The sequence below is a fragment of the Clostridium sp. AF34-10BH genome (assembly GCF_003478095.1).
Classification (GTDB): domain Bacteria; phylum Bacillota; class Clostridia; order Lachnospirales; family Lachnospiraceae; genus Acetatifactor; species Acetatifactor acetigignens.
In genome coordinates this window covers 21939-46871 of the sequence record NZ_QUEC01000018.1, presented here as the reverse complement: position 1 = coordinate 46871, position 24933 = coordinate 21939, and the positions used below count along the sequence as shown (strand labels likewise).

Genomic DNA, 24933 nt, shown 5'->3' with positions numbered 1-24933 from the left:
CACGAAAATCAAAAATGTTTTTGTATAGTTTTTCACGAAATCCAAAAATGTTTTCACGTGGTTTTTCACGAAAATCAAAAATGTTTTCACGTGGTTTTTCACGAAAATCAAAAATGTTTTTATATAAAACCATCCCGGACACTGTGTCTGTCTCACAAGCACAGTGTCCGGGATGTCAAATTTCTTCTTATATGTCCACCCTATAATGTAATATTGATCACCGGCACAGGCGCCGCCGATACACCTACGCCGACAGCATCTGCGGAAAATGAAGTCCCTGTCATGCCGGAGGAAACCGCTCCTGCATTCCCGGTGGGAATGACCACGTTGTCTTTCATTTTCTCCAGGTGGTTGAAAACTGCTTTCAGGTACTCCGCATCGGCCTTGACGATGTCTTTCATCTCTTTGTTGCGGTGTTTGATCTTCATCATCTTGAGGTCTGCGGGATCCATCTCCCTATTCACAGAGACCGCATTATCTGATAATCCATCCAGCCCCATCTCTTCCATCAAGTCGCGTAAGCTATCGGACATTTCCTGCATCATCTCCGAAGTGAAATCGCTCATTTCCGACATAAAGTCTCCCGTCTGCGCATAGAATGCATCTATGCCAAGATCAATATAGTCGGATATATCATAGCTATCCCCTGCATGCACCTCATTGCCTGCATACTCATATGCGGAGAGATCCCTTGACATTTCATCCGCAGAACTTTCCGCAGACATTTCTTCCGCATTCCGCGCGTTTTCAGATTCTGCGTCCTGCGCATCCTTCGTTTCTTCTTCACTGATCCGGTCTCCCTGGCAGATTCCGCCGGCAGCCTTCATCATTTCCTCTTCTTCGAGATGTTTTGCTTTCTTCTTCGCCACACGTTCCATAGCCTGTGCATGAGCGATTGCTGCGTCGATCTCTTCACTGTCGCTGTCACTGTCACTGTTCTGCTTCTGCCGTTTCAGGCGCATGATCTCTCTTCTAGCCTGCCCGGCTGCCTGCTTTGCCGCCTGGGAAGTCTTACTCCGCAGTATCTTCGACGAGATATTTTTGAACTGGTACTTCAATTTTTTCAGCGCCAGCGTCGTATTTTTTGTCTGCTGCCTCTGATCGCGCAGCGATTCACTGTAACTTAAAGTACTCGTCACAATAGAATCCTGTCCCCAACTGTTCGCTGCCTGCGTCTGCGTACTTTGACTGTTTCTGGACAGCATTCTACGAATATCGGTAACAGAACTTTTATTTTTTGCTCCGAAGATACTGTTCTGCTTGTTCTGCGTCTTCCTTCCTCCGGAAAATGTCTGCGGCAAACCGGTATTACCGCACCCGTAAACACCTCCGGACTTCCCCATAGAAATCATACAACCTCACCCTACCCTCTGAAGTCAAAGTTCTGGCCGACCTGCCGTTCACTTGCAGTCTGCACACTGTCACTCCGCTGATTAAAATTGTAGGTTTCTATCTTAGACAACAGTTCTTCTATGGAACCGGCGCTGATTGTCACCGTATCCTCTGTGCCGGTTTCCTCCTTGTTGTCTGCTATCTTATCCGACTTCTTGTCTTTTAGCCGTTCTTCCTTTTCTTTCTTAGCAGCCTTCTTCTCCGCAGCTTTTTTCTCTGCTCTCTTCTGCTCGCCTTTTTTCTCGATTCTCGCCTTCTGGTCTGCGCTTGACTTCTTCAGCACTGCAAAAAATGACAGTGTTCCTCCATCATTTACCTGCATTCCAAAGCCCTTGACCTGCGCACCGGAACTCTGCAGGCTGGTCTTTAACTGCTGTATCTGTGCAGCGGCACCGCTCAGGATTCCCTCATACTGTTTGCGGAATTTCTCGTCTGTTGCCATCTGTTCGATCTTGTCCTCATCAATGAGAACAACCGTCTTATAGCCATTGGCATATTTTGCAGCATTGGCTTTTGCATTCTCCTTCTGATCTCTGCTGACCAGAATAAAATCATAATTTCCGTACCTCTTCTTCAGCTGCTCATAGTATTTCGCAGCCTTCTCCGACAGCTCCGGCTGACCGATGGTTCTGCCGTAATCCTCAGTCTTTCCCCTGGTCTGTGCCGTTTCGGACGTCTTTCCCGTACCTGTTGTGCCGGCTGTCTTATCCGGCGTTCCGAATACCTCAGGCTTCTTCGTCTTCGTACTCTTGCTGTAATCACTCTGCGCAGCATACGCACCTACGCTGCCGGTTGCTCCGATTCCCGCCATAATTATTTCCTCCTTGAAAATAAATGCCAAATCCGTTTGTTTACCTAGTTCCTCTATTGAGAATATCGGACAACTTCTCCGACTTTTTTATACACACCAAAAGGAAACATGCAAAAATGTGCAAAAAAACCGCCTTTCTGCGCCTTTGTGGATCAGAAAAACGGTTTTCCTGTAAACTTTATCCTAAATTACTATTGATTCAAATGGTTGATCGTAACATGCAGCTCTCCCAACAGCTTCTTAATGTCCGCACTGGAGGTCGCCATATCTCTTGCTAACTTCTGTACTTCCGTTGCCACCACGGCAAAGCCCTTGCCCTGATCTCCGGCTCTTGCAGCCTCAATCGAAGCATTCAGTGCCAGAATCTGCTGTCTCTTGCTGTAGCCATCGATTTCCTTGGTCTTGTCCGTTGCTTCCTCGATCTGTTCCGCAGCTTTCGTAATGCCACCCTTTAGCTCACCTACCAGATTCTCGTTTTTCCTGTTGACGTAGCTGGCTCTTACGAACATGTTGATCACATCTCCCAGCAGATTTGCCGAAGCGTCGATCTGCTCCCTTGTCTTTACATTTACCTTTTTCAAGGCCTTGATATATTTATCCTCATCAATGCCAAGTTCTCTTGCTGTCTGACGGAACTTCTCCTCATCCGGATTCTCCGGCAGCACCTGTCCTCCGATAATACTGCCCAGCACGGTTCCATCCTCCAGTGTGATCGGAATGCCGAAATCCACAAGTCCCGCATGGCAGGGATACACACCATGGCCTTCTCTGTCACACTGCTCGCAGCGCTTTTTCCCCTCTGCGCTTCCTCTCGTCAGATCAATACAGAACTCCGTAAAATTATAACAGTCACTGATGTATTTTCCGTCTGCACCCACAGCCACGGTTGCCAGTCCCGTGCTGTTTGCCCAGTTCTTCATGATCTGCTCGAATTTGTTCATGTCACAAAAATCCTGAATCTTCATATAACTTCCTACTTTCCCGGTTATCTTAACCGCCGAACGCATCAAATCCGGGGACTTTTTGTCCCGGTATTATCTTATATTTGCATAAAAAATTATACCACATTTTTCAATATTTTTCGCCCTTTTTAATATTTTTACAGATATTTTTTTCGACATTATCTGCCTGAATGCAGTATTTTGTATGGCTCTGAATAGTTAACAGAAATACATGAAATGTAGAGCCATCTATAGTATAATTATCTGGATACAAATATTGGAGCAGATCAAGCGAAAAAGGAGGTACCGTTAATTGAGGAAAACGAAGCTATTCATAAAAATAATATGTGTTCTCATTCTGATATTATCTACAGCCCTGCTCAGTGCCTGCTCCACCAGCACCTTCAATAGTGCAGAAAAATACATTGTCCTGATCGGCGAAGACCCTGAGATCACAGAAAAACTTTCTGACATTGATCTGCTTGTCATAGATGCGGAATATTTTTCCCAAAATGACATTGCCCGTTTAAGAGAAAATGGTATCCATGAAATCTACTCCTATATCAATATCGGATCGATCGAGAGCTTCCGGTCCTATGATACAGACTTTGAGAAATATACTCTGGGTGCCTATGAGAATTGGCCGGAGGAAAAATGGATCGATGTCTCAGCTCCGGAATGGCAGGCATGTACAGCTTCCAGAGTAGACGCCCTGGTACAGAAGGATGTGGACGGCTTTTTTGTCGATAACACGGATGTATACTATAACTATCCGCAGGAATCCATCTATGACGGAATCCTTACGATTCTGGACTATATAAACCATACAGGCAGAAAGATCATGATCAACGGTGGGGACTGTTTTGTAAAAAAATATCTTACAACAGAAAAAAACGTTCTCATCGATGGGGTAAACCAGGAGAACGTTTTTACTGCGTATGATTTTTCAAAGGATGTCTATACTAAAAATGATCAAAGTACGCGTGAATACTATACTGAGTATCTGGATCTGGCTATGTCACACGGCTGTACCGCTTACACCCTGGAATACGCAACGGATCCCACCATCCGCAGACAGGCAGCCGCCTACGCCGGGAAGCATGGATACATCTGCTGCATTTCTGATAATATCGGATTATGTCTGGGGAGATAACATATTCCTCTCAAGCGCCATCATAGAAATGTAATCATACAAGTCTCCAGATGCTTTTGTTTTGTCTGCTCATCTGCATCAGCAGCCGTGCACAGATCACAATGATAGCATAGATTGTAGCCTCCCTGACTTCTGGTATCTTCTGTCACAGCAAAATATCCTGCTTTTAATTTCACGGTCTGCCCGTTTAGAAAATGAATTTCCCTCTGCATATAATCCGCAGGGCTATTTTGTACGGTAGGTACCATGGAATTATACTTTCCTGTAGTAATATAATCCATCTGAATCTCCGTATAATAATTCTTCAGATTCGCCTGATCTGCCGCCACCTTTGCCTTATGTATATAAGACAGATACTGCGGTGCCAGTACTCCCACCAGCACTGCCATGATAGCTATTACAATGATCAGCTCTACTAATGAAAATCCCCCGTTTCCCTTCTTTCCTTTTGATTTTTTCATGACTTTTCTCTCCATTACATTACAATACATTCCGCAGGCATCAGGCCCACTGATTTTCTCCGTCATGATTTTATCATTTCCAAAGTAAATGTCAATAAAGTAATTATTAAATATATATGATGCCAGGGTCAAAAGGTCTAAGCCCACATGAGCTTGCTCATAAGTGGGTGAAAGACCTTATGCCCCGCCCCGATATGAGCATAAAAGTGGGATGATAATCCCACGATATGCGAATAGAGGGTAGGATTGTGAGAGTGCATAGCACGGAACAATCCGTAGGCATCAAAGTCGGGGGCTTTTGACCCCGACATCATATATAAGAAAGACCCGCGTGGTCTTCCCAAGCAGGTCTTTCTTCCGGTCATATATTCAGTTTTATCAGTGCTTTATTATTCGCAAAGCTTGGAAAATGCATCTGCTACGAACTGAACCTTAGGTCCGATGATTACCTGAACGGAGGTCTTACCGGGTTTCATGACACCGGCTACGCCTGCAGATTTGATCACCTTATCATTCACTGCGGTAATGTCTTTTACTTCCAGTCTCAGTCTTGTAATGCAGTTGTCAATGCTTGCAATGTTGTCCTTGCCGCCGCAGCCTTCCAGAATGGTTGCTGCGATTGCTGCGAAATCATCATTTGCCAGCTCGATCTTCTTCTCTGCTTCTACATCATCATCTTCTCTACCGGGGGTCTTCAGATCCCATTTCTTGATAGCGAAGAGGAATACGAAGTAGAATACAGCAAATGCTGCAATGCCCAGAGGGATGATCAGCCAGATTCTGGCTGCTGCAGGCAGGGAGGATGAGAACAGCAGATCCATCGCACCTGCGGAGAAGCTGAAGCCTGCACGGAAGCCAAGAGCAACAGTGATCATGGTGAAGATGCCGTACAGTGCTGCGTAGATCACATACAGTCCGGGAGCTAAGAACATGAATGCAAACTCAAAGGGCTCGGTAACGCCGCAGATGAAGGAACAGATTGCTGCGGAAGCTACCAGACCGATCGCTGCCTTTTTCTTGGCGGGCTTTGCACATTTTACCATTGCCAGAGCCGCACCGGGGACACCGAACATCATACAAGGGAAGAAGCCGGACATATACATTCCAAGGCTCCAGGATACATCAGCGCTTGTCTCACCTTTCCAGAAGTGCTGCAGATCTCCAAGTCCGATGGTATCGAACCAGAATACGTTGTTCAGTGCGTGATGTAATCCGGTAGGGATCAGCAGACGGTTCAGGAAAGCATAAATACCTGCGCCGACTACATCCAGACCTACAATGGCTTCACCGAGAGCTACCAGACCGCCGAACAGTAAAGGCCATACGAACAGCAGTACAACAGATGCCAGAATAGATACCACACCTGCTACGATAGCTACGCAACGCTTACCACTGAAGAAGGACAGCCAGTCGGGAAGCTTGGTATCCTTGAACTTGTTGTAGCACATGGAACCGATAATACCGGCAATAATACCGATAAAGGGATTCGCAATCTTATTGAATGCCAGTGTCTTGGTAGCATCCTCAGCGATGGAGGGCATAATGGTCGTAACAAATCCGGTAGACAAAAGTGTTGTGAGCATCAGCCAGGAAGCCAGCGCTGCGATGGCTCCGGTACCGTCATTTTTCTCTGACATACCGACACCTACACCAATTGCAAACAGGATCGCCATGTTGTCGATCAAAGCACCACCTGCTTTTACGAGGAACAGACCGATCAGATTTGCCACGCCCGAGATCTCACCACCCTGCATCGTTGCCGGGCACAACCAGTAACCAATACCCATGAGGATACCGCAGATCGGCAGAACCGCTACGGGAAGCATTAACGCTTTACCCAGTTTTTGAAGAAACTTCATACATTTCTCCTCCTTTACATTATACTCAACCGGAACAGCTCCGGTCAGTTTCGTTAGTTGATACGGACGTACCGCTCTTAAGAGATCTGGAGCACGTCCTCGCCGGGAGATACCTCTCCCTCTTTCAGAATACTGATCTTGTTATATTCATCGGTATTGCAGACCAGGACCGGAGTGATGATATGCAGTCCGGCTTCCTGAATCTTCTCCAGATCCGCATCCAGCAGAAGATCGCCCTTTTTGACATGGTCTCCGGCAGCAACATGTGCCGTGAAGGGGGCCCCCTTGAGCGTCACGGTGTCCAGTCCGATGTGGATCAGAAGCTCCGCTCCCTGATCCGTTGTCATGGTGATCGCATGAAGCGTATCAAATACCACGGTCACCTCTCCGTCTGCGGGAGCATATATTTTCCCCTCAGAGGGGATCACTGCAAATCCGTCTCCCAATATCTTCTCGGAAAATGTAGGATCCGGTACCTCCGTAAGAGCAACTGCCTTCCCCTTACAGGGAGATCCGATACAATTCCCTTTTCGCTTACCTTTCAAAAAATCTAACATGTGAACTCCTTTCCGTCGATATATACCGCTGCAATGTTCAGTTCCTGATCCAGGAGTACGAAATCTGCCCTTTTACCAACGGATATACTGCCCACTTCATTGAAAATGCCGATCTCCTTCGCCGGATTCTCCGTGGCACACATCACTGCCGTCTCTAACGGCAGACCGACCGTTTTTACTACAAACCGCATACAATCCATCAGATTCGTCGCCGATCCGGCGATCGTACCGTCATGCAGGGTAGCCAGATTGCCTCTGACGGTAACCGGCTGTCCTCCCAACGTATATTCACCATCCTCCAGGCCCGTTGCACGCATACTGTCACTGATCAGGATCATGCGGTCAGCACCAAACATCGCAAATGTTGCACGGATCACTGATGGATGAATGTGTACACCATCACAGATCAGCTCCGGATGACATTTCTCTGAATCTCTCACTGCTCCGATCACGCCGGGCTCCCTGTGGTTCAGCGGCGGCATTGCATTATATAAATGTGTCGCATGCGATGCTCCATGTTCAATGGCTTCCCTTGCTGTATCATAGTCGGAAGCTGTATGCGCCAGTGAAATGACCACTTCTCCTTTGGCTCTGTCGATAAATTCCATCGCTCCCGGCTCTTCCGGTGCGATATCTACCAGCTTGATCAGCCCGTTCGCCGCTTTCTGCAGCTGACTGAAATATTCATAATCGCAGTGCATGATATTTTCCGCCGCCTGAGCACCCTTTTTCGCCGGACTGATAAAGGGTCCTTCCATATTGATGCCCACCAGGTGGGATCCACCGGAATACTCATAGCTGCCGGCATTTTTCATGACCTCCAGCAGTTCATCCTTAGGGATCGTCATGGTAGCCGGGCAGACACTTGTCACACCGACAGATGCTTCATATGATGTGATGACATCCAGTGCTTCCTTCGTACCGTCACACATATCTGCGCCCTTACAACCATGGAAATGAATATCCACCAGTCCCGGTATCAGATACATGCCTTCCGCATCCACAACAGCTTCCTCACCTGCCGGTTCCCCGGTACAGCTTACGAACCTGCCGTTCTCCACGGCTGCATCCCCTCTGACAAACCGATGCTCCTCTGTATATATATTTGCATTTCTGATTCTCATGACCTATCAGCTTCCCCTTTCTTATTCAGAAAGCTTACTGAGTGCTGCTTCGTCTGCCACCAGCGTCACATCATTATGAAGCTGTAATACCGATGCCGGCACCTGCGGTGTAATGGGGCCGAAGAAAGCTTTCTGTACGATCTCCGCCTTGTCTTCGCCGCTGGCTACGATCAATATTTTCTTCGCCTGCATAATGGTCTTGATCCCCATGGTATATGCCTGCTTCGGGACATCCTCAGCCGATGCGAAGAATCTCTTGTTGGCTTCGATCGTAGACTCTGTCAGGTTCACACAATGTACCTGCTTGTCAAAACTCTCTCCCGGTTCGTTGAAGCCGATGTGCCCGTTATGTCCGATTCCCAACAGCTGCAGATCCACACCGCCCAGTGACTGGATCAGTTCCGTATATCTACGGCATTCTTTCTCCGAATCCGGCTCCATTCCGTTTGGCAGATGTGTATTTTCTACCGGGATATTCACATGGTCAAACAGATTCTGGTGCATAAAATAATAATAACTCTGCTCGTTTTCCCGGCTCAGACCTTTATATTCATCCAGGTTCACCGTCATAACCTCAGAAAAGTCCAGATCTCCCTTGCGGAACCATTCCACCAGCTGTTTATACAGGCCGATGGGAGTAGATCCCGTAGCCAGTCCGAGAACACAGTTCGGTTTCATGATAACCTGTGCCGATACGATATTTGCAGCCTTTCTGCTCATATCTGCATAATCTTTTGCTTTGTATATTCTCATGAATCTCTCACTCCATTTCGCATATTTTACTACGGACATTCAGTACCATGGACGGTGCCACACTGAGTTCATCAATTCCCATCTGCACAAATCGTGTGGTCAGTGTCGTATCCGCTCCCAGTTCTCCGCAGATGCCGACCCATTTTCCATGCTTATGCGCTCCGTCAACAGTCATCTGTATCATACGCAGGACTGCCTCATGATGTGGATTATAGAATCTGTCCAGTCTGTTGTTCTGCCTGTCGATAGCCAGCGTATACTGTGTCAGATCATTCGTGCCGATACTGAAGAAATCAACATGCTCCGCCAGCTCCTCACTCATCATGACAGCCGCAGGAGTCTCGATCATAATTCCCTGTTCCGGAATTGCGTAAGGAATCTTTTCTTCCTCCAGCTCCTTAGCCACCTCAGCCACGATTTTCTGAATATCCAACACTTCCTCCACGGAAATGATCATCGGATACATAATAGCCAATGTTCCGTATTTTGCCGCCCTGAGAAGTGCTCTCAGCTGCGTCTTAAAGATCTCCGGCTGCTCCAGACAGATCCGGATCGCGCGGTATCCCATGGCAGGATTATCTTCCTTGCCCAGTCCGAGGTAATCTACATTTTTGTCCGCACCGATATCAAGGGTACGGATGATGACCTTTTTCCCTGCCATCATCTGTAGCACCTGACGGTAAGCATTGAACTGTTCTGTCTCATCCGGAAGAGAATCCCTTCCGAGATATAAGAATTCACTGCGGAACAGGCCGATACCCTCCGCATCATTCTCCAGTACATATGCCACATCCGATACGCTGCCGATATTGGCATATACATTGACCTTGCGTCCGCTCTTTGTCACGGATTCCCGTCCCTTGTAATCTGCCAGCAGGCTTCTCTGTCTCTGCTCTGTCTGCTGTGCCGCTTCTGCCTGCCGGAGCTGCTCTTCCTCCGGATCCAGGTAAAATACCGCTTCCCTGCCGTCCACAATAGCACGGGTTCCGTTATGGATTTTCTCCAGTTCCAATGGTACCCCTATCAGTGCCGGAATATTCATCATACGTGCCAGGATCGCAGTATGGGAATTCGTTGAGCCATGTACTGTGACAAAGGCCAGGATCTTACTCTTATCCATCTGTACCGTCTCACTGGGTGTCAGATCATCTGCCACAATGATCGACGGCTCCATGGTACTCCAGTCAATCTGCTCCTCGCCGGACAGATTACGGACGAGCCGGTTGGAGATATCCCTGACATCCGCAGAGCGGGCCTGCATATATTCATCATCCATGTTGGCGAACATCTCTGCAAAATTATCACCGGTCACTGCCACCGCATACTCTGCATTCACTTCTTCGTTCTGAATCATGTTGTGAATGGCATCCTGATAATCGTCATCCTCGAGCATCATCTGATGCACCTCGAAAATAGCTGCATTGACTTCTCCGACCTCCTGCAGCGCCTTCTCGTATAACTGCCCCAGCTGCGTCATCGTACGTTCCTTAGCCGCATCCAGCCGTTTCAGTTCTTCCGCTGTGTTGTCGATATGGATTCTCTTAACGAGACTGTCCTTTTTCTTCAGAACACTGACAGGTCCGATCGCTGTTCCCTTATATACGGATTTTCCAATATATTTTTCCATTTTCTACCTTCCAAACTCTGTCGTGCAGGTCTTCTCCTAGAGGTTCTCACGGAAAAACTTCTGAAGCTCTGCTGCGGCGGTATCTTCATCCGCTCCTTCTACCGTAACTTCCACGTTGTCTCCGTGCTTCACGCCCATTCCCATGATCGCCATCAGCTTGCTTGCTGCAGCTGATTTCCCCTTACAGGAAAGTGTCACTGTACTCTGATACTTTTTTGCCTCCTTGGCGAGCAGTCCCGCAGGACGTGCATGCAGACCGATTTCATCCTTAATAACATAGCTGAACTGTTTCATCGACAACATTCCTCTCTATTTTATATTTCTTGCTTTAATTATGTAGCATATTGTACATACTTTTTGCCTGTCGATCTTATTATATATACATATTACCCACTTTTTTATTGTTTGTCTACATCACTTTTGATAAATTGTATATTTTTGAACATTATCGTAAAATTTTGTAAACTTTTTAATAAAAAAATTCAATCGTATGCACATAAAACAGGCACATCAGCTGAGCTGATGTGCCTGGGTTTTTTGATATGATTTCATATGATTCCATGTAAGCACCCGTCATGGAGCTTACAGCATGCTTTTTAATCTTCATCTTCTGTTTTTCCCGGGATTCCATCTGATGCCTGTGTCATCTTCCTGTACTCATACCGGGGAAGAAAATCATTCCTGCCGTAGGCATCATAATAATTCATGAATATCCGCTGTAAAATATCCGGGATATACGATTCTTCTGCTTCCACCAGTATGATCAGGTGCTGGAGAGAGCTGTATCGGGTGCATATATCGTTCTTCCGGATATTTTGCCGGATTGCTTTCTCCATGCACTCCATTGCTTTATCGATATGATCAATGTACATCGTCTGGTCTGATTTTGCATCCATGGTGACCAGCACCAGATAACAGCGGTGCCGGTATCGTTCTCCCAGGCTGCTTACATATTGATACAGTCTGGCGAACTCACGATAGTCAAGATCTAATGCTCCTGTATAGCTTCCGCTCTCCAGCAATGCTCCGGCGATTACCTCCAGATCATTTTTTCTGGCCTGTGCATCCGGCTGCTGTTCCTCCAGCTCCTCATAAAACCGGTAACTGTTTTTACCGTTCTGTTTGACATAATACAACGCTTTATCCGCTTTTATATAATATTCTTCAAAGTTTCCTCCCTGTCTGCACATGCACAGACCGCAGGACAAGGATGCCGGTGAAGTCTCCGCCGTGACATTTTTTGCCGCACCAAAGCTGTCAAACAGCTTTCTTATCCGCATGCTCATCTCTGCTTCTGATGCCGCCGGCAGGTAGAACAGGAATTCATCTCCTCCCAGCCGGCAGACTACTGCATTCTCCATGCACTCTGTGAGCATTGCTCCTACCAGCCTGAGAGCACGGTCCCCTGCCTTATGTCCATAGACATCGTTGATCTTCTTCAGATTATCCATATCGACAAATCCCAGACAGCCATCATGCTCCTGCATTTTCTCAAGGATCAGCTTTTCACCCTTATGACGCATGGGAAGACCAGTCAGATAATCCAGGCTTTCCCTGGCCTCTCTCTGTCTGGCCAGCTCCAGCTCGCGGATGCGGTCCATCGTCTGGATCAGAGTAACGACCAGCAGGACCACCAGTCCGGTTGCGATAAAGATTCCGGACAGAGACACAACACGGTACACTGCTGTCACCTCCAGCATGACTGCGATCATGGCAGCCACCAGCCCGATCAGCGGCAGCTTGTAATGCTTCGCTGTTCCCTGAATAAGATCCCTGCAAATGGTGATAAATACCGTCAGGAAGGTTCCTGCGATCACCATGTGGGACAAAAACATTGTCGAGATAAAATCTGCGATATTCAGTACCTGTAAGGCCGTGCATAGTACAAAATTCACATAGGTGATACACTCTGCCACATGATAGACCTTCCGGTACCTTCCCTGCTGCACACTGTCAATATAGAACATGATCGGAACCGGGCAGAGCATCACAACGAAGAAGCACATATTCGACAGAATAGAAGCATTGGAAACAAACAGCTGGCGCAGCTTCGATTCTCCCAGCATCCACACTGCTCCCAGGAGCATGCACCATCCCAGGTACTCCAGATCAAATCTCGTCTTATATATAATATCAAGCACCAGACTGATGATCAGCACGACCAGTCCGGCAAACAGCATGGCGCAGGCGATCAGAGTTACCATAAAATAGCAGTGGAACATATATGCCCAGATATCTGATTTATCCCCACAATATACCGTGTTGACGACACCGGAATACTTGTCGGTAAAGGACTGCAGTTCGATCCGCACTTCCTTTCCCGCATCCTCGCCGGATGTCTCGCAGAACACATACCCACTGGCAGAATTTTTCCCAAAAGGTCTGGTATTCTCCGTATCATACACCGCCCTCAGTTCCCCACCGATGTAAATGCGCACATTCTCCAGAGAGGATCTGATGGCGATCGTATTTTCATGATAATCCTGTGGGAGCACTGACCGGATGACCAGAGGCTCTCCGGCAGGCACATTATACCGGCCCGGAACCGGGATTTCCTCTTTGGTTCCGTCTGCCAGCACCCGGTAAAAGGTTCCGGTATAAGTAATGCTTTCCTCCGTGACCGGTTCCCTTTCACTTGGGTAAATATATTGTCCCAAAAGGAATGCCGCAAGCAGCACACATATCACTACATAAAATAAAATTCATTTATACTTTCGGATCGTATATTTCTCTTCTGTCAACTTTTCTACCTCATTAAATGATACCGGGGCAGCCCCCGCTTTTATTCCCTTATCGGGGTTCTGTCCATGATCTTTTACCCACTTATCAACAAGTTTATCACACGTAGCTGAAAAAAGTAACTATCTATTTTACCCCGTAAAATGTTTATGGAAAATTCATTCGACAAATCATGCTTTCCGAACTAAAATAGGAATGCGATATGATAATTTCATGATCCTATGAAAGGAGAAAACATGATATGAAGAATAAAAAATATTCCATCATTTATAGCAGTTTAACAGGTAATACCAAGGTGCTGGCTGATGCGATCCACGAGGCATTACCACAGGATGAATGTGAGTATTTCGGTGTGTCCGACACAGTGATCCCTTCTTCCGAACTGCTCTATATCGGATTTTGGACAGACAAGGGAAATGCAGATACCAAGACATTACAGCTATTATCGCAGTTAAAGAACAAACAGATTTTTCTGTTTGGAACTGCAGGCTTTGGTGGCAGTGATGTCTATTTCCGGAAAATCCTGAATCATGTTAAGCAGTTCGTTGACGCAAGCAATGTTATCGTCGGAGAGTATATGTGTCAGGGCAGAATGCCGCAGTCTGTCCGGGAACGCTACTTGAAAATGAAGGAAGCTCCTGATCATCCGGCAAATCTTGATGTATTGATCCAGAATTTTGACTGTGCATTGTCTCACCCTGATGTAGATGACCTGGAGAGACTCAGACAAGCCGTTAGGAACTCATCCTTCTGATAAGACCATAAAATAAGGCAGCCCCACATAGCTGAGTCTGCCTTACTCTCTTTATTTAACATTGATGCCACTGGCATATTGCTGTAGAAACTGTTCCTTCCCGCAGGGTCTGCCAAAATAATATCCCTGCAGATAATCCACCTTCATTTCTTTCATTTTCAGAAGCCATTCTCTTTCCTCGATGCCTTCTGCGCATATCCTGACGTTAATACTATGTACCATGGGGATGATATTTTTATATAATTCATAATCCCTGTCACTGTTCATCGCCTTGGCAGTAAAATCCCTGTCCATTTTCACATAACTCGGATTCATATCACGGATACAATGAAGGTTAGAATATCCTGTTCCAAAATCATCGATCACAAAGGAGATCCCGTTCTTTTCCAAGCTTTTACGGAATTTGCAGAACGCCGGTGTCATATCCATAAATCCGCTTTCTGTCATTTCAACGCATAAACATTCCGGCTTTAAAGCGTACTTTTGAATCGCATTCAGAATATCCCGCTCCACATTGCCCTGCAGGATCTGAACATAAGAAACATTGACATTTATCCTGAAATCTGGAATATATTTCTGCATTTCACGGCACATTGCTGCGGCTTCGTTCAAAATATATCTTCCGGCGGGAATGATCAATCCGGTCTCTTCCAATAGTGGGATAAACTCCATCGGTGAAACAAACTTCCGTCCTTCTTCCGTTATCATGGAAAAACGCATCAGTGCCTCTGCTCCAATGATCTGTTCCGTCTGGCAATCCACGATCGGCTGATAATTGACTTCAAAGCCTTCATAATTGTTTACAATAGCATTACGAAGTGCTGCTACGATTCTTCCTTTTTGTAAAAAATCCTCATAGTCATTCTGGTCAAAAACATAGAATCCGTTTTTGCCCATGCTTTTTGCCTGTTTCAAGGCAAATTCAAACTTTTTGCGGCATTCTTCGGTTCCCTCACAAAATGTTGCTGCATCTATAACACCAATAGAAATAGAAAATATAGCTTCATAATTTTCGGTTACTATGAAATTATGAAGTTTATCTGTGATCTTTTCTTTCAGTGCCACAGCGTCTTCTGCGGAGGAAGCTTCCAAATCCACGATCACATACTGATCCGCTACCAGATGGTAAATTCTCTGCTTGTCTGAAAGGCATTCCTTCATACAGCCGGCTACGCTTTTCAGGATATAATTACCATAATCAGCTCCCCTGGAGCTATTGATCGCTCCAAAATCATCAATTCCTACATGCATGAAAAATCCCTTGGTAATGGGGTCTTTTTGTGCACGCAGATAATCAAGGAATTCCGGCCCGCCAAGCAGTCCTGTAACATTATCGGCTCTTCTCTTGTTGCCGGTCTCGTTCAGACATCCGATCAGATACTCTGCCTTTCCCTGCTGATCATTGATCACGATACCACGGCAGTTGATCCAGACCGGCATACCTTCTTTATCAAGCCACCTGTAATGAAGATTATGTACCTTTTCTCTTCCTTCGCATATATCCGCGAGATGCTTTGTAAGCATCTCACGGTCTTCCTCATACACTACCTTCATAACTTCATTTGCAGCATCTGTCAGGACATTTTTCGACATATTAAACCGTTCCACAGCTGACTGTGAAATCTCAAAGATATTATTCTGCAGATCAAATATATACAGGTAATCATCCATACATTCTGTAATGATCTGAAATAAGATTTCTGCTGTCTGCTCTCCAAACACTTTAAATATATCATTAATCACAACAAGAACCTTCCTTCCGACAGCTTCACTCTATTCCTGCCATTTTTCTAGGATAACGGTTTCTAAATAACTACACCATTCACGTAGAATATTTTTCTGAGAGTGCAGGATAAAAAACGTAGGCGTAGCGGGCTACGCTGAGGATTTTTAGCCTGTGCTATCGGGAAAATAGGCAAGTGATATGGGGTAGTTTATTTAAAACTGTTATACTAGAATAGCTTAAAGATCTTCACACGGTCTTGCATCTTGGCTGCTCCCTCTGCCAGATTAACACTGATCGCGGTATTCTCTTCTGAGGATGCTGCATTGCCCTGTACTACGCCTGACAGCTGTTCAATTCCCTTGCCGATCTGCTCCAAGGACTCTGCCTGGGAGTTGGCTTTCTCCATGGTGCTCTGTGCAATCTCTGCAAAGGACTCCATATCTGCAATGATCTGATTGAATGCGTCTGCTGTTGTTCTTGTGATCGTATTGCCCTTTTCGATTTCCACTAAGGTCTTATCGATCAGATCTCTTGTATTCACAGCCGACTTCGCACTGTCTGCTGCCAGCTTGCCGATCTGATCCGCAACCACCGCAAAGCCTCTTCCTGCTTCTCCTGCTCTGGCAGCTTCAATGGAAGCATTCAGGGATAACAGGTTGGTCTGGGATGCAATATCCTCGATATCTGTGATAATATTACCGATCTCCTTGGAGATTTCTGTAATGTGCTCCATCTCCGTCAGCAGCTCGTTCATCTTTTCTTTTTCTTCGTTCGCTTTGTTTGCAGAGGTTTTTACACGTGCCGATGCGCTCTGCGTTTCCTTCGCTGTATCTGCAGCCAGATCCACGACAGTGTCAATGGTGGCATTCAATTCCTCGATGACTCCTGCCTGCTCTGTTGCACCATCCGCCAGGGATTTTGATGCATTTTCCACCTCTGATGCATTCGATGATACCTGTTCTGCCAGATTTCTGATCTCAGTCAGGGTACTGTTAAACCGCTTCAGGATATACAGCAGTGATGTCTTCAATTCCGAGAAATCGCCCAGGAAATCCGTAATGTCATCACCATTTCTGGTCAAGTCACCCTGTGCGATTGCCTTTACCTCCACAGAGATCTCGCTGACATAATCTGCCAGAATACCCATGGCTTCTTTCAGATTCCTGATGGTACCACCCAGCTCATCCTCAGACTCATAGGTAAGCATTTCTACGTTGGACAGTTCGCCCTTGCGCAGGCTGGCAACTGCTGCCTCTATCTGTTCTACCGGCTCTGTAATGGAATTGGTAATGATCCTTCCGATCAGTGTTGTCACTACAGCAATCGCAAGACCTGCTGCCACAATCACGACAAATATGATGATGGTGCATACATTGGCCATGGTCTTTGCCCGGTCTAATTCTACCTGGAACTTGTCACGTAATGTAGTTAATTTCTCAGCAAATGCCTTATACTCTTCATACACCTCTCCGATCATCAGTTTCGCTGCTTCCTGCTGTTTACCTTCACGGCTCAACTTCAGGATTTCATCCGAAGCAGCCCTGTATTCTTCCCATGCAGCGTTTGCTACTTCGTAATCGTCCTGTCCTTCTTGAGCATCTCTGTCTGCAGACATGATTGCCTCCAGATTCGCATCGGTATCCTGGATCTGACTCTCCAGCTTCTGAATTTCTTCTTCACAAGAGGTCATAACAGCATCATCTGATTCTACCAGATGTTGATACTGTTTGATTCTATATTTTGCAGTCATTGTTTCTAATTCCTGCAGATCTTCCAATGCCGGAGACCAGACCTCCGTGATCTTCTCTATATTTGAACGGATCACTAATGTCGAGATCAGTGCCACCAACACTAAAAAGAATGTCATAACAAGCACTGTCATTCGATATAATTTTAATTTTCCTGCAACCTTTAAGTTAGCTATATGCTTTTTGATCTTTTCCATGATAGTTTTCCCTTCCTTTGTAAATTTTCAATTCAACTTCTATGTGCTTAAACGTCCGTATTATAGCACAGTTGATTGGAAAAATCTATTAAAAAATATAATTTTTTTTACCAAATATTAGTGATTCTATTGCAATAAACTGGTGAAAATCAATCTAAATTCTGTCTCCCGTATGGAGGCTTTTCATAATTCTAGTTTGTATTCTTTTTGTAACTATTCGGAGCTGCAAAACTGCGTTCTGCGAATGAGGTTCTGAATAGTTACTCTATTTTTGAGTTTCTTGATGTGAACCTAAATTACGTTTCTTGCATAGTTGTTTATTTTCATACATATCGGAATCTGCCTTATCCAGTAACATCTGCAGCGTGCAGGTTCCTTCATCCGTTGAGTGTGCCCATCCGCATGCATAGTCGATCGGGATTTGATTTTCGTTATTATTCCATCTGTCTTTTTCTCTGCTTAAGCCTTGTAACAGTTCCTCAATCTCCGTTTTGCTTGTATGATAAATCACAGCCATGAATTCATCTCCGCCATATCTTCCCACAAAATGCTTGTCCGGGATCACGCTGCGTAAAAGCCGGGCGAAATCCATGATCAACCGGTCTCCTGCCGAATGTCCCATGGTATCATTTGTAGTCTTCAGATTATTCAGATCAAACATGATGCAGGCTGTAGGCTCAACAATGGTATCCTGATCTCTAAGCAGAGCCTCACAGGCGCCTTTATTAGGCAGTCCGGTATGGGCATCCGTATATGCCCTCTGTTCTAACAGCTTATTTTTCATTGCCATCTTCATAGCTGTCAGCGTCTGCATAATAACCAGAATCACCAGACACAACATATCCAGCGCTGACAACAGTTCTATCGTACGTATCTTTACTGCAATTTTTTCTGAATAATTTTCCGCAGCAAATACCGTTTCATCTGTCATATGAAAATAAATTTCGCTCATATTCACAATATCTGTATTTTGATAGCCCTTGCTTCTTACTGCCTCGATTTCTGTTTTTAATTTCTCCCAATAATCACTCTGAACCTGCAATTTATCCTGATATTCTTTATCGTGAAGCTTTACCAGATCATAATGTCCATCCTGATATCTTAATCCGCTCAGAATATCATCCAGATATTTTATCAATTCATCGCTCCGGCTTCCTGTAATTTCTAATTTCACCATGCGCTGCGTGGCTCCACGCACCAGACCTGCATAATTGATCACACGCGCAGTCCCCTGTAACCTGGTAATCTGTACCATTATCATAATAATAAGAACCACCAGGATCAATATAAGACAGCTTTGCATCATACCTATTATATTTTTGTTTTTCCTGTCTGATTGTATTTCTCTGTTTAACATGTTAACCCTCACGAATGCTCTATGTCAAAATCATATGATCTTTTTCGGTTATTTTACGAATAACACGGCATGGGTTTCCGGCCGCCAGACTATAGGGAGGAATATCTCTCGTCACAACACTTCCTGCTCCTATGACGCATCCCTCCCCTATGGTAACACCACCACAAACAACCACATTGGATGCCAGCCAGCAATTATCTTTTATAGTGATCGGCTTCGCATACTCAAGAGTATAAAGGCTGCCATCTTCTCTTTTCCTGACATTACGCTCCTCAGGCAATAATGGATGCATAGGAGTTGCCAATGTAACATTAGGACCGATCATCACATTATCCCCTATATGTATTTCACCTACGTCTAAGCATGTGAAATTAAAATTAGCAGAGCTATATTTTCCGAAGTAAGTATGACATCCATAATCAAAATAGACCGGTGCCTGCAAATACGGAAGCTCTTCTGTTGCCGGCAATAATTCCCGCAATATCTGTGTCTGCACCTCTTGCTGATCCTCATCTGTCAAATTATATCTTCTTGCTAATTTACGTGCATGCAAACGTAATTGTTCCAATTCGTTATCCGACGAATCATACAACTCTCCACGTAACATTTTTTCTCTTTCCGTCATTTCTGATAGCCTCCTGATCTCGTTTTTTATATTGTTATGTTCTCTGGTCAAAGTCTCGCATTATCTTGCTGTGATAAAGTCTTTTTTGATGTCAAGAAACGCTTTCATGTCTTCCAGGATATGATACAGCATGGACCGGTTTTCAAATTCCTGTCTCGTAACTGGGAGCGGCTGCTGTTCATAATAGTGGTGCAGTGTCTCTAACTCCGACAGCAGGGTTTCCACATTATTTTGTTCTTCAAATTCATCGGCAGTCTGACGTATAAAATCTGCCAGTGCTTTCCCCTGCTCCGGCGTAGTGGTCAGACGGATGATATCTGCATATATTCTTTTCAGTATCACGCACTGTCTTGCTCTCATCTGCATATATTCGTAATAGTAATCATCCTCTGTGATCAGATGATTATTCATATATCGTAATGCCTCTTTTTTCAGATTCACAAGCATTGCGTCCAGTTCATCAAAACAGCTTCCTGTATAATCCGTCTTGTCCTCCAGTTCTATATAGATCGCCATTCTACGGAGGATGTACACGATTTTGTCATCCACTGTTTTCTGATACTCCAACAGTTGTCTTCTGCCATCCGGCATATAGAGATTCCACAGTGTGCCTATCCCCGCTCCGATCACCAGGATCAGGAATTCGTTCAGGATCATGGACGGACTGCAGCTCTTAGCTGAAACATAATGTGTACAAAGCACTGCAATAGGAGCAATCGCTTCCTTCATGTCTAATGCCATGCAGCTAAACAGATATGGGATCAGTACAATACCGAACGCCCACACGTGATATCCGGCAAGTGGAAAGATCACTGCTGACAAGATCGTCATGATCACAAATATGATCATGCGCTTCGCTGTTATCCGCACAGTTTCTTTCTTCGTATCCTGGATCGTCAGGAGAGTGATAATTCCTGCGGCATACGCAAACTGAAGCTGCAGGGCTGCTGCAAGCAATACGGCAGCTACGGAGCCGGTAACATATTTGATCAGTTTTATGGTTTCCTCAGTTTTCATTTTCATAGGTATGGTTTCCATTCTTACTATTTAAAATTCAGCACCCACCTGCCCTCTGACATATAGTATATCAGCTTTGCGGCTAGCTGTCTGCCTAAAATGACAATCGTACAATCAAACTCTATGGATGGAATACCTGCATAGTTCTTTCGTTCCTGGGAGTGTATCTGCAGCTGTTTGATGGTCCGGATCTCTCCAAGCGGATTACTTTTTCGATTTCTTCTGCTGTTTCGTCATCCACATAATACCGTCCACACATAATGATCTCCTAATAAGCTACGCTATGTTCTTATTTCATCTTATCATAAACACCTGATCCAAACGATTCAAGAGGGTCTTTTCAAATTATAATCTATCATATTGATATTATTTATTCCATGATTTTTATACGATTCATGAATCACATCGGTTGACAGAGAAACCGGAACCGCTTCGTCACAGAAAAGCGTGGAGCCGAAGAATTGATGATGTAAACAGACTCGTCTACAACATTGATGAAAACGGATTTTTGTGGATTATTTCCTGCCGTGGACACTATGAGGATTGATAAAAGAGGGCAATGAGCCCTCTTTTGAGTGGAGTGGAGAGTGCGGACAAAATTCTGGACTACTATAGGGCTTCGAAAGGAGCCTTTTTATGTATTCAAAAGAACAAAAGGATATTGCACTACGGATATATCATCAAACAGAGTCTGTAACTGAAACTATTAGGATTCTAGGGTATCCAACACGCAGAAATCTGTACACATGGATTGCTGAGGAAAATACCCCACCCAAAACAAGGAAAGAATACCCTGTAATTGATAATCCTCCTGATCATCCTCGCAATCCTCCATTAGAAGTAAAATTAGATGCAATTCACCGTTGCTATGAGCTCGGAGAAAATATAAAATATGTTTCAGAAGACATTGGATATAGTAGAGCCAGTATTTATCAATGGCGAAAACGTTATTTAAAAGAAGGTACATTAGGTCTTATGAATCACAAAAACATTACTCCGGGAACATTAGTAGAAGGTTCTGTTTCAAGTACAGTTATTTCTTCTGATGAAATAAATCAGTTGAAGGCTCAAATGCAAGATATGCAATTAGAAATAGACATTCTTAAAGAAACGATAAATGTATTAAAAAAAGACCCCGACATCGATCAGAGTGCTCTCAGCAACAGAGAGAAGGCGGTGATAATCGATGTCTTGAAAAATAGATACTCACTGCCATTATTATTACAGAAATTACAATTATCAAAAAGCAGTTATTATTATCAGAAACAATCCCTACAAAAAGAAGATAAATATACACTTTTACGTGTTAGAGTCATTGAATTATTTACAGAGAATAAAGGTCGATATGGTTACAGACGAATTCACGCCCTACTTAAGCGTGAAAATATAATTGTCTCAGAAAAAGTTATTCGTAGGATTATGAAAGAAGAACAACTTGTAGTAAAAATCAAACGAACTCGTAAATATAATTCCTATCAAGGTGAAATATCTCCAGCAGTAGATAATCTAATTAACAGAAATTTTTCTGCATCTAAACCTAACGAAAAGTGGTTAACAGATATAACCGAGTTTGCAATTCCGGCAGGAAAGGTTTATTTATCGCCTATAGTAGATTGTTTTGATGGCTTACTTGTCAATTGGAATATAAGCACTTCTCCAGATGCATTACTTGTCAATTCTATGCTTGACGATGCAGCTAAATTACTATCTGTAGGAGAAAAACCAATCATACATTCAGACAGAGGCGTACACTACCGCTGGCCAGGCTGGATTGACAGGATGGAGAAAAATGGTTTCATACGATCAATGTCAAAGAAAGGCTGTTCACCTGATAATTCTGCCTGTGAGGGCGTATTTGGAAGAATTAAAAATGAGATGTTCTATAATGCAGATTGGTCTGGGGTAAACATCTCAGAATTTATTGGTATTTTAAATGATTATCTTTATTGGTATAATGAAAAAAGAATAAAAAAATCATTAGGATATTTGAGTCCTATAGAGTACAGACATAGACTTGGATTGGTCACTTAGATAGTCCAAGAAAATGTCCGCACCCTCGTGTGTGAAGAAAACTCTGTAAATACGTAGATCTTCTATGATAATGAATGGCGGAAGGCTTGTGAATAAGCTTTCCGCCTTGTTTTTATATATAACAGCGAAATGATTGCATGTCAAGCTTTCGCACACCACCATCTGGTTTGGGAATCGTGGCTCGTCTTACTGGAGACGGAGTATACTTTCCACGATAAATGCGGTCGGTTAACTCTTGTTGATGTTCCTTTAGATATGGAAGAGCCTCCTCAATGGTCATGCCATCAATTTCTGGCGCTCCCTTGTTTGCCTTAACTCTCTTATACGCTCTGTTAAAGTTATCTTTATACAGTATCGCTTCCAAAAGTCTCGGCTGTGCACTGTCTCTTTCTTTCCATATCCGATGGAATGACCTAGACGCTTTCACATATTACCGGGAATACAACCCCTTACTTTTTTATGAGCATAACTAACGGACGCTCTCAGCCTCCCACTCTATGACAGCTCCACTGGATGCATCGATCGTAAAGTCATATTCCGTTCCGCCATAGATGATCTTGCCTTCGTATTCCGGACGTCCATCATCATAATCGAATTTCCATTCGTAGATGTCCTTTTGTGTTGCACCGCTTACACGGCCAAGTGCCGTCTGCTTTGCATCTGCCTCACTGACAGTAACGTTACTGCTATTGCTGACACTCCATCCGGATGTTTTTTCATCGTATGCGGAACTTAAAATCTCACCGGTATCCACGGCTATTTCATAGTCGTACTTCTTACCGCCTGCGTACCATTCAATTTCATATACCTGGCGTCTGCCTTCATAGTCCAGCTTTGACTTGGTGATCGTTGCATCCGTTGCCTTCACTCCGGCATGCTCAAGAGCTATCTTCTGTGCCATTTCCTCATCCACTGTGCCGGTTACCGTCTGCGCGGTAGCTGCGGCAGAACTCTGCGTTGTGGCAGAATCGGCAGCGGAGACTGTCGCCTCCGTCTGTGCCTGGGTATCTACCGCATTCTTCTCCCGGCTGCTCATTTCCATGACTGCACCCGTTTCTGCATTTACAGTGTAGGCATAAGCATAATCGCCCGAAGTAAACTCAACCTTATAGCAGGACGTCCCTGCTACTTCATTCAGGGTCGTCGCTGAAATTGCTGCATCCTCCGCAGCAATATTGGCTGCCTTTAACGCTACCTCCTGAGCTGCTTCCATGCTGATCAGCTGTGCCTGGCTGCTTGGCTGCTGATTTATCACTGGTTTACCGCCACATCCGGTCATAGCCACTGCCAGGGACAGTGCTGCGCCGGTTAAAATCAATTTACGTTTCATCATCTATCTTTACCTCCTTCTATTCAAAGTGAATTGCGTAGATTGTAGCAGGCAGCCTTTTGTTGTGTCAATAGACGATTTTTAATTTTTCTATTAAATTTTCATGTAATCTATTGCGGTAATCATAGCGGAGAGCGTAAGGCCGGAAAAAAGAACCAGGTTATAGGGAACTCCAAGGTTTTGGGAAAAATCCCTTCCCAGACCTACGATATTGAAATGGTTTGCAAACAGGAATGCCAGTATCACCAGTGGCACTGTCAGCCACACGATTTCATAGCGGCCTTTCAGTACCAGTGAAAAATGCCCTACCAGCCATGAGGACAGCGCCTGTGTCATCTCATATTTATAGGCAAGATAACTGGTAATTCCGCCGATCACATTTCCAAACACGATACCCACCAGCGGAACCATAACAAGATCCTTGAACCGGATCCTCTGGATGAACCAGACAAAAACCCATGTGCCTAAGATTGCCGTAGCAAAGGCAAAAAGGGTGCGACTCCACAAGTTGGAAGCCGGCATAAACAACAGCGCAAGCAGGACAATGGTTGATCGATGCGACTTGATAAAATCAACTCCTTTCTTTTCTAGGTTAGCCATCACTAACTAAATAGTAAAATAAATACGCAGCTTTGATCAGACATACCATGCCTCTCGCACTGCGTATCGCTTTGCTATAATATCATATACAGTTAGTCTTGTGCAACTTCGCAAAAGCACTGATTTTTTCC

Annotated in this window: 21 protein-coding genes and 2 pseudogenes; 4 read left to right on the top strand and 19 right to left on the bottom strand. The window is 44.8% G+C overall.

Going from position 1 to position 24933, the window contains the following annotated elements; genetic code table 11:
- Positions 1–200: 200 nt before the first annotated feature.
- From DWZ61_RS12330 to DWZ61_RS20405, 3 genes are all read right to left on the bottom strand, one after another.
- A complete protein-coding gene (locus tag DWZ61_RS12330; protein WP_119623349.1) occupies positions 201–1343 on the bottom strand; it encodes a hypothetical protein in 1143 nt (380 codons plus the stop codon).
- Between the two features lie 20 nt (positions 1344–1363).
- Positions 1364–2203 carry a DUF6033 family protein gene (locus tag DWZ61_RS12325; RefSeq protein WP_022312348.1) on the bottom strand — a complete coding sequence of 280 codons (840 nt, stop codon included), beginning with the start codon at positions 2201–2203 and terminating at the stop codon, positions 1364–1366.
- A gap of 191 nt (positions 2204–2394) precedes the next feature.
- A complete protein-coding gene (locus tag DWZ61_RS20405) occupies positions 2395–3168 on the bottom strand; it encodes a PocR ligand-binding domain-containing protein (RefSeq protein WP_118538808.1) in 774 nt (257 codons plus the stop codon).
- A 289-nt stretch (positions 3169–3457) separates the two neighbouring features.
- Between DWZ61_RS20405 and DWZ61_RS12315 the strand changes: the two genes are divergently transcribed.
- Positions 3458–4297, top strand: coding sequence for an endo alpha-1,4 polygalactosaminidase (locus DWZ61_RS12315; RefSeq protein WP_118538806.1), 840 nt, complete (start codon positions 3458–3460; stop codon positions 4295–4297).
- 20 nt (positions 4298–4317) lie between these two features.
- Here the strand turns inward: DWZ61_RS12315 and DWZ61_RS12310 are convergent, their stop codons facing one another.
- The 8 genes from DWZ61_RS12310 to DWZ61_RS12275 form a co-directional block, all read right to left on the bottom strand.
- The gene (locus DWZ61_RS12310; RefSeq protein WP_243026403.1) at positions 4318–4758 is read right to left on the bottom strand and encodes a type II secretion system protein; all 441 of its coding nucleotides are present in this window, start codon (positions 4756–4758) and stop codon (positions 4318–4320) included.
- Between the two features lie 389 nt (positions 4759–5147).
- Positions 5148–6617, bottom strand: a complete 1470-nt coding sequence (locus tag DWZ61_RS12305) for a PTS transporter subunit EIIC (protein WP_118538804.1) — start codon at positions 6615–6617, stop codon at positions 5148–5150.
- Positions 6618–6694: 77 nt separating this feature from the next.
- On the bottom strand, positions 6695–7174 hold the full coding sequence (locus DWZ61_RS12300) for a PTS glucose transporter subunit IIA (RefSeq protein ID WP_022154621.1): 480 nt from the start codon (positions 7172–7174) through the stop codon (positions 6695–6697).
- Positions 7168–8298, bottom strand: coding sequence for an N-acetylglucosamine-6-phosphate deacetylase (gene nagA / locus DWZ61_RS12295; protein ID WP_118538802.1), 1131 nt, complete (start codon positions 8296–8298; stop codon positions 7168–7170). Before nagA ends, DWZ61_RS12300 begins: the two co-directional genes overlap by 7 nt.
- Positions 8299–8319: 21 nt before the next feature.
- Positions 8320–9051, bottom strand: a complete 732-nt coding sequence (nagB, locus tag DWZ61_RS12290; RefSeq protein ID WP_118538800.1) for a glucosamine-6-phosphate deaminase — start codon at positions 9049–9051, stop codon at positions 8320–8322.
- A 7-nt stretch (positions 9052–9058) separates the two neighbouring features.
- Complete coding sequence (ptsP, locus tag DWZ61_RS12285; RefSeq protein ID WP_118538798.1) at positions 9059–10678, bottom strand: phosphoenolpyruvate--protein phosphotransferase; 1620 nt, start codon at positions 10676–10678, stop codon at positions 9059–9061.
- Positions 10679–10714: 36 nt separating this feature from the next.
- Positions 10715–10972 carry an HPr family phosphocarrier protein gene (locus tag DWZ61_RS12280; protein ID WP_118538796.1) on the bottom strand — a complete coding sequence of 86 codons (258 nt, stop codon included), beginning with the start codon at positions 10970–10972 and terminating at the stop codon, positions 10715–10717.
- 302 nt (positions 10973–11274) lie between these two features.
- Positions 11275–13335 (bottom strand): diguanylate cyclase, encoded by a 2061-nt coding sequence (locus DWZ61_RS12275; protein WP_243026402.1) that lies wholly within the window; start codon positions 13333–13335, stop codon positions 11275–11277.
- A gap of 323 nt (positions 13336–13658) precedes the next feature.
- On the opposite strand from DWZ61_RS12275, the gene bilS reads away from it, so the two are divergent.
- On the top strand, positions 13659–14171 hold the full coding sequence (gene bilS / locus DWZ61_RS12270) for a flavodoxin family protein BilS (RefSeq protein ID WP_118538792.1): 513 nt from the start codon (positions 13659–13661) through the stop codon (positions 14169–14171).
- A 51-nt stretch (positions 14172–14222) separates the two neighbouring features.
- On the opposite strand, the gene DWZ61_RS12265 is transcribed toward bilS, so the two are convergent.
- The 5 genes from DWZ61_RS12265 to DWZ61_RS12245 form a co-directional block, all read right to left on the bottom strand.
- A complete protein-coding gene (locus DWZ61_RS12265; RefSeq protein ID WP_118538790.1) occupies positions 14223–15914 on the bottom strand; it encodes an EAL domain-containing protein in 1692 nt (563 codons plus the stop codon).
- Positions 15915–16123: 209 nt separating this feature from the next.
- The gene (locus tag DWZ61_RS12260; protein WP_118538788.1) at positions 16124–17842 is read right to left on the bottom strand and encodes a methyl-accepting chemotaxis protein; all 1719 of its coding nucleotides are present in this window, start codon (positions 17840–17842) and stop codon (positions 16124–16126) included.
- A gap of 265 nt (positions 17843–18107) precedes the next feature.
- On the bottom strand, positions 18108–19103 hold the full coding sequence (locus tag DWZ61_RS12255) for a GGDEF domain-containing protein (RefSeq protein ID WP_347475441.1): 996 nt from the start codon (positions 19101–19103) through the stop codon (positions 18108–18110).
- A 115-nt stretch (positions 19104–19218) separates the two neighbouring features.
- Complete coding sequence (locus tag DWZ61_RS12250; protein ID WP_118538784.1) at positions 19219–19824, bottom strand: sugar O-acetyltransferase; 606 nt, start codon at positions 19822–19824, stop codon at positions 19219–19221.
- A gap of 60 nt (positions 19825–19884) precedes the next feature.
- Positions 19885–20847 (bottom strand): aromatic acid exporter family protein, encoded by a 963-nt coding sequence (locus tag DWZ61_RS12245; protein ID WP_172594683.1) that lies wholly within the window; start codon positions 20845–20847, stop codon positions 19885–19887.
- 412 nt (positions 20848–21259) lie between these two features.
- Between DWZ61_RS12245 and DWZ61_RS12240 the strand changes: the two are divergent.
- Together DWZ61_RS12240 and DWZ61_RS12235 are read left to right on the top strand one after the other, a co-directional pair.
- Positions 21260–21388 (top strand): annotated as a pseudogene (locus DWZ61_RS12240) (type II toxin-antitoxin system YoeB family toxin); the annotation flags it as partial.
- Between the two features lie 89 nt (positions 21389–21477).
- A complete protein-coding gene (locus DWZ61_RS12235; RefSeq protein WP_118538778.1) occupies positions 21478–22872 on the top strand; it encodes an IS3 family transposase in 1395 nt (464 codons plus the stop codon).
- Positions 22873–23014: 142 nt separating this feature from the next.
- Here DWZ61_RS12235 and DWZ61_RS20220 read toward each other — a convergent pair.
- The 3 genes and pseudogenes from DWZ61_RS20220 to DWZ61_RS12220 form a co-directional block, all read right to left on the bottom strand.
- Positions 23015–23299, bottom strand: a pseudogene (locus DWZ61_RS20220) (group II intron reverse transcriptase/maturase); the annotation flags it as partial.
- Positions 23300–23341: 42 nt separating this feature from the next.
- Complete coding sequence (locus tag DWZ61_RS12225; protein WP_118538776.1) at positions 23342–24205, bottom strand: PepSY domain-containing protein; 864 nt, start codon at positions 24203–24205, stop codon at positions 23342–23344.
- 90 nt (positions 24206–24295) lie between these two features.
- Positions 24296–24802 (bottom strand): iron chelate uptake ABC transporter family permease subunit, encoded by a 507-nt coding sequence (locus tag DWZ61_RS12220; RefSeq protein WP_279220504.1) that lies wholly within the window; start codon positions 24800–24802, stop codon positions 24296–24298.
- Positions 24803–24933 lie beyond the last annotated feature (131 nt).

Coding starts and splice junctions, on each gene's coding strand:
- DWZ61_RS12330 (WP_119623349.1), bottom strand. CDS start 1,343: ATGGGGAAGTCCGGAGGTGTTTACGGGTGCGGTAATACCGGTTTGCCG.
- DWZ61_RS12325 (WP_022312348.1), bottom strand. CDS start 2,203: ATGGCGGGAATCGGAGCAACCGGCAGCGTAGGTGCGTATGCTGCGCAG.
- DWZ61_RS20405 (WP_118538808.1), bottom strand. CDS start 3,168: ATGAAGATTCAGGATTTTTGTGACATGAACAAATTCGAGCAGATCATG.
- DWZ61_RS12310 (WP_243026403.1), bottom strand. CDS start 4,758: ATGAAAAAATCAAAAGGAAAGAAGGGAAACGGGGGATTTTCATTAGTA.
- DWZ61_RS12305 (WP_118538804.1), bottom strand. CDS start 6,617: ATGAAGTTTCTTCAAAAACTGGGTAAAGCGTTAATGCTTCCCGTAGCG.
- DWZ61_RS12300 (WP_022154621.1), bottom strand. CDS start 7,174: ATGTTAGATTTTTTGAAAGGTAAGCGAAAAGGGAATTGTATCGGATCT.
- nagA (WP_118538802.1), bottom strand. CDS start 8,298: ATGAGAATCAGAAATGCAAATATATATACAGAGGAGCATCGGTTTGTC.
- nagB (WP_118538800.1), bottom strand. CDS start 9,051: ATGAGAATATACAAAGCAAAAGATTATGCAGATATGAGCAGAAAGGCT.
- ptsP (WP_118538798.1), bottom strand. CDS start 10,678: ATGGAAAAATATATTGGAAAATCCGTATATAAGGGAACAGCGATCGGA.
- DWZ61_RS12280 (WP_118538796.1), bottom strand. CDS start 10,972: ATGAAACAGTTCAGCTATGTTATTAAGGATGAAATCGGTCTGCATGCA.
- bilS (WP_118538792.1), top strand. CDS start 13,659: ATGAAGAATAAAAAATATTCCATCATTTATAGCAGTTTAACAGGTAAT.
- DWZ61_RS12260 (WP_118538788.1), bottom strand. CDS start 17,842: ATGGAAAAGATCAAAAAGCATATAGCTAACTTAAAGGTTGCAGGAAAA.
- DWZ61_RS12255 (WP_347475441.1), bottom strand. CDS start 19,103: ATGATAATGGTACAGATTACCAGGTTACAGGGGACTGCGCGTGTGATC.
- DWZ61_RS12250 (WP_118538784.1), bottom strand. CDS start 19,824: ATGACGGAAAGAGAAAAAATGTTACGTGGAGAGTTGTATGATTCGTCG.
- DWZ61_RS12245 (WP_172594683.1), bottom strand. CDS start 20,847: ATGAAAATGAAAACTGAGGAAACCATAAAACTGATCAAATATGTTACC.
- DWZ61_RS12235 (WP_118538778.1), top strand. CDS start 21,478: ATGTATTCAAAAGAACAAAAGGATATTGCACTACGGATATATCATCAA.
- DWZ61_RS12225 (WP_118538776.1), bottom strand. CDS start 24,205: ATGATGAAACGTAAATTGATTTTAACCGGCGCAGCACTGTCCCTGGCA.
- DWZ61_RS12220 (WP_279220504.1), bottom strand. CDS start 24,802: ATGGCTAACCTAGAAAAGAAAGGAGTTGATTTTATCAAGTCGCATCGA.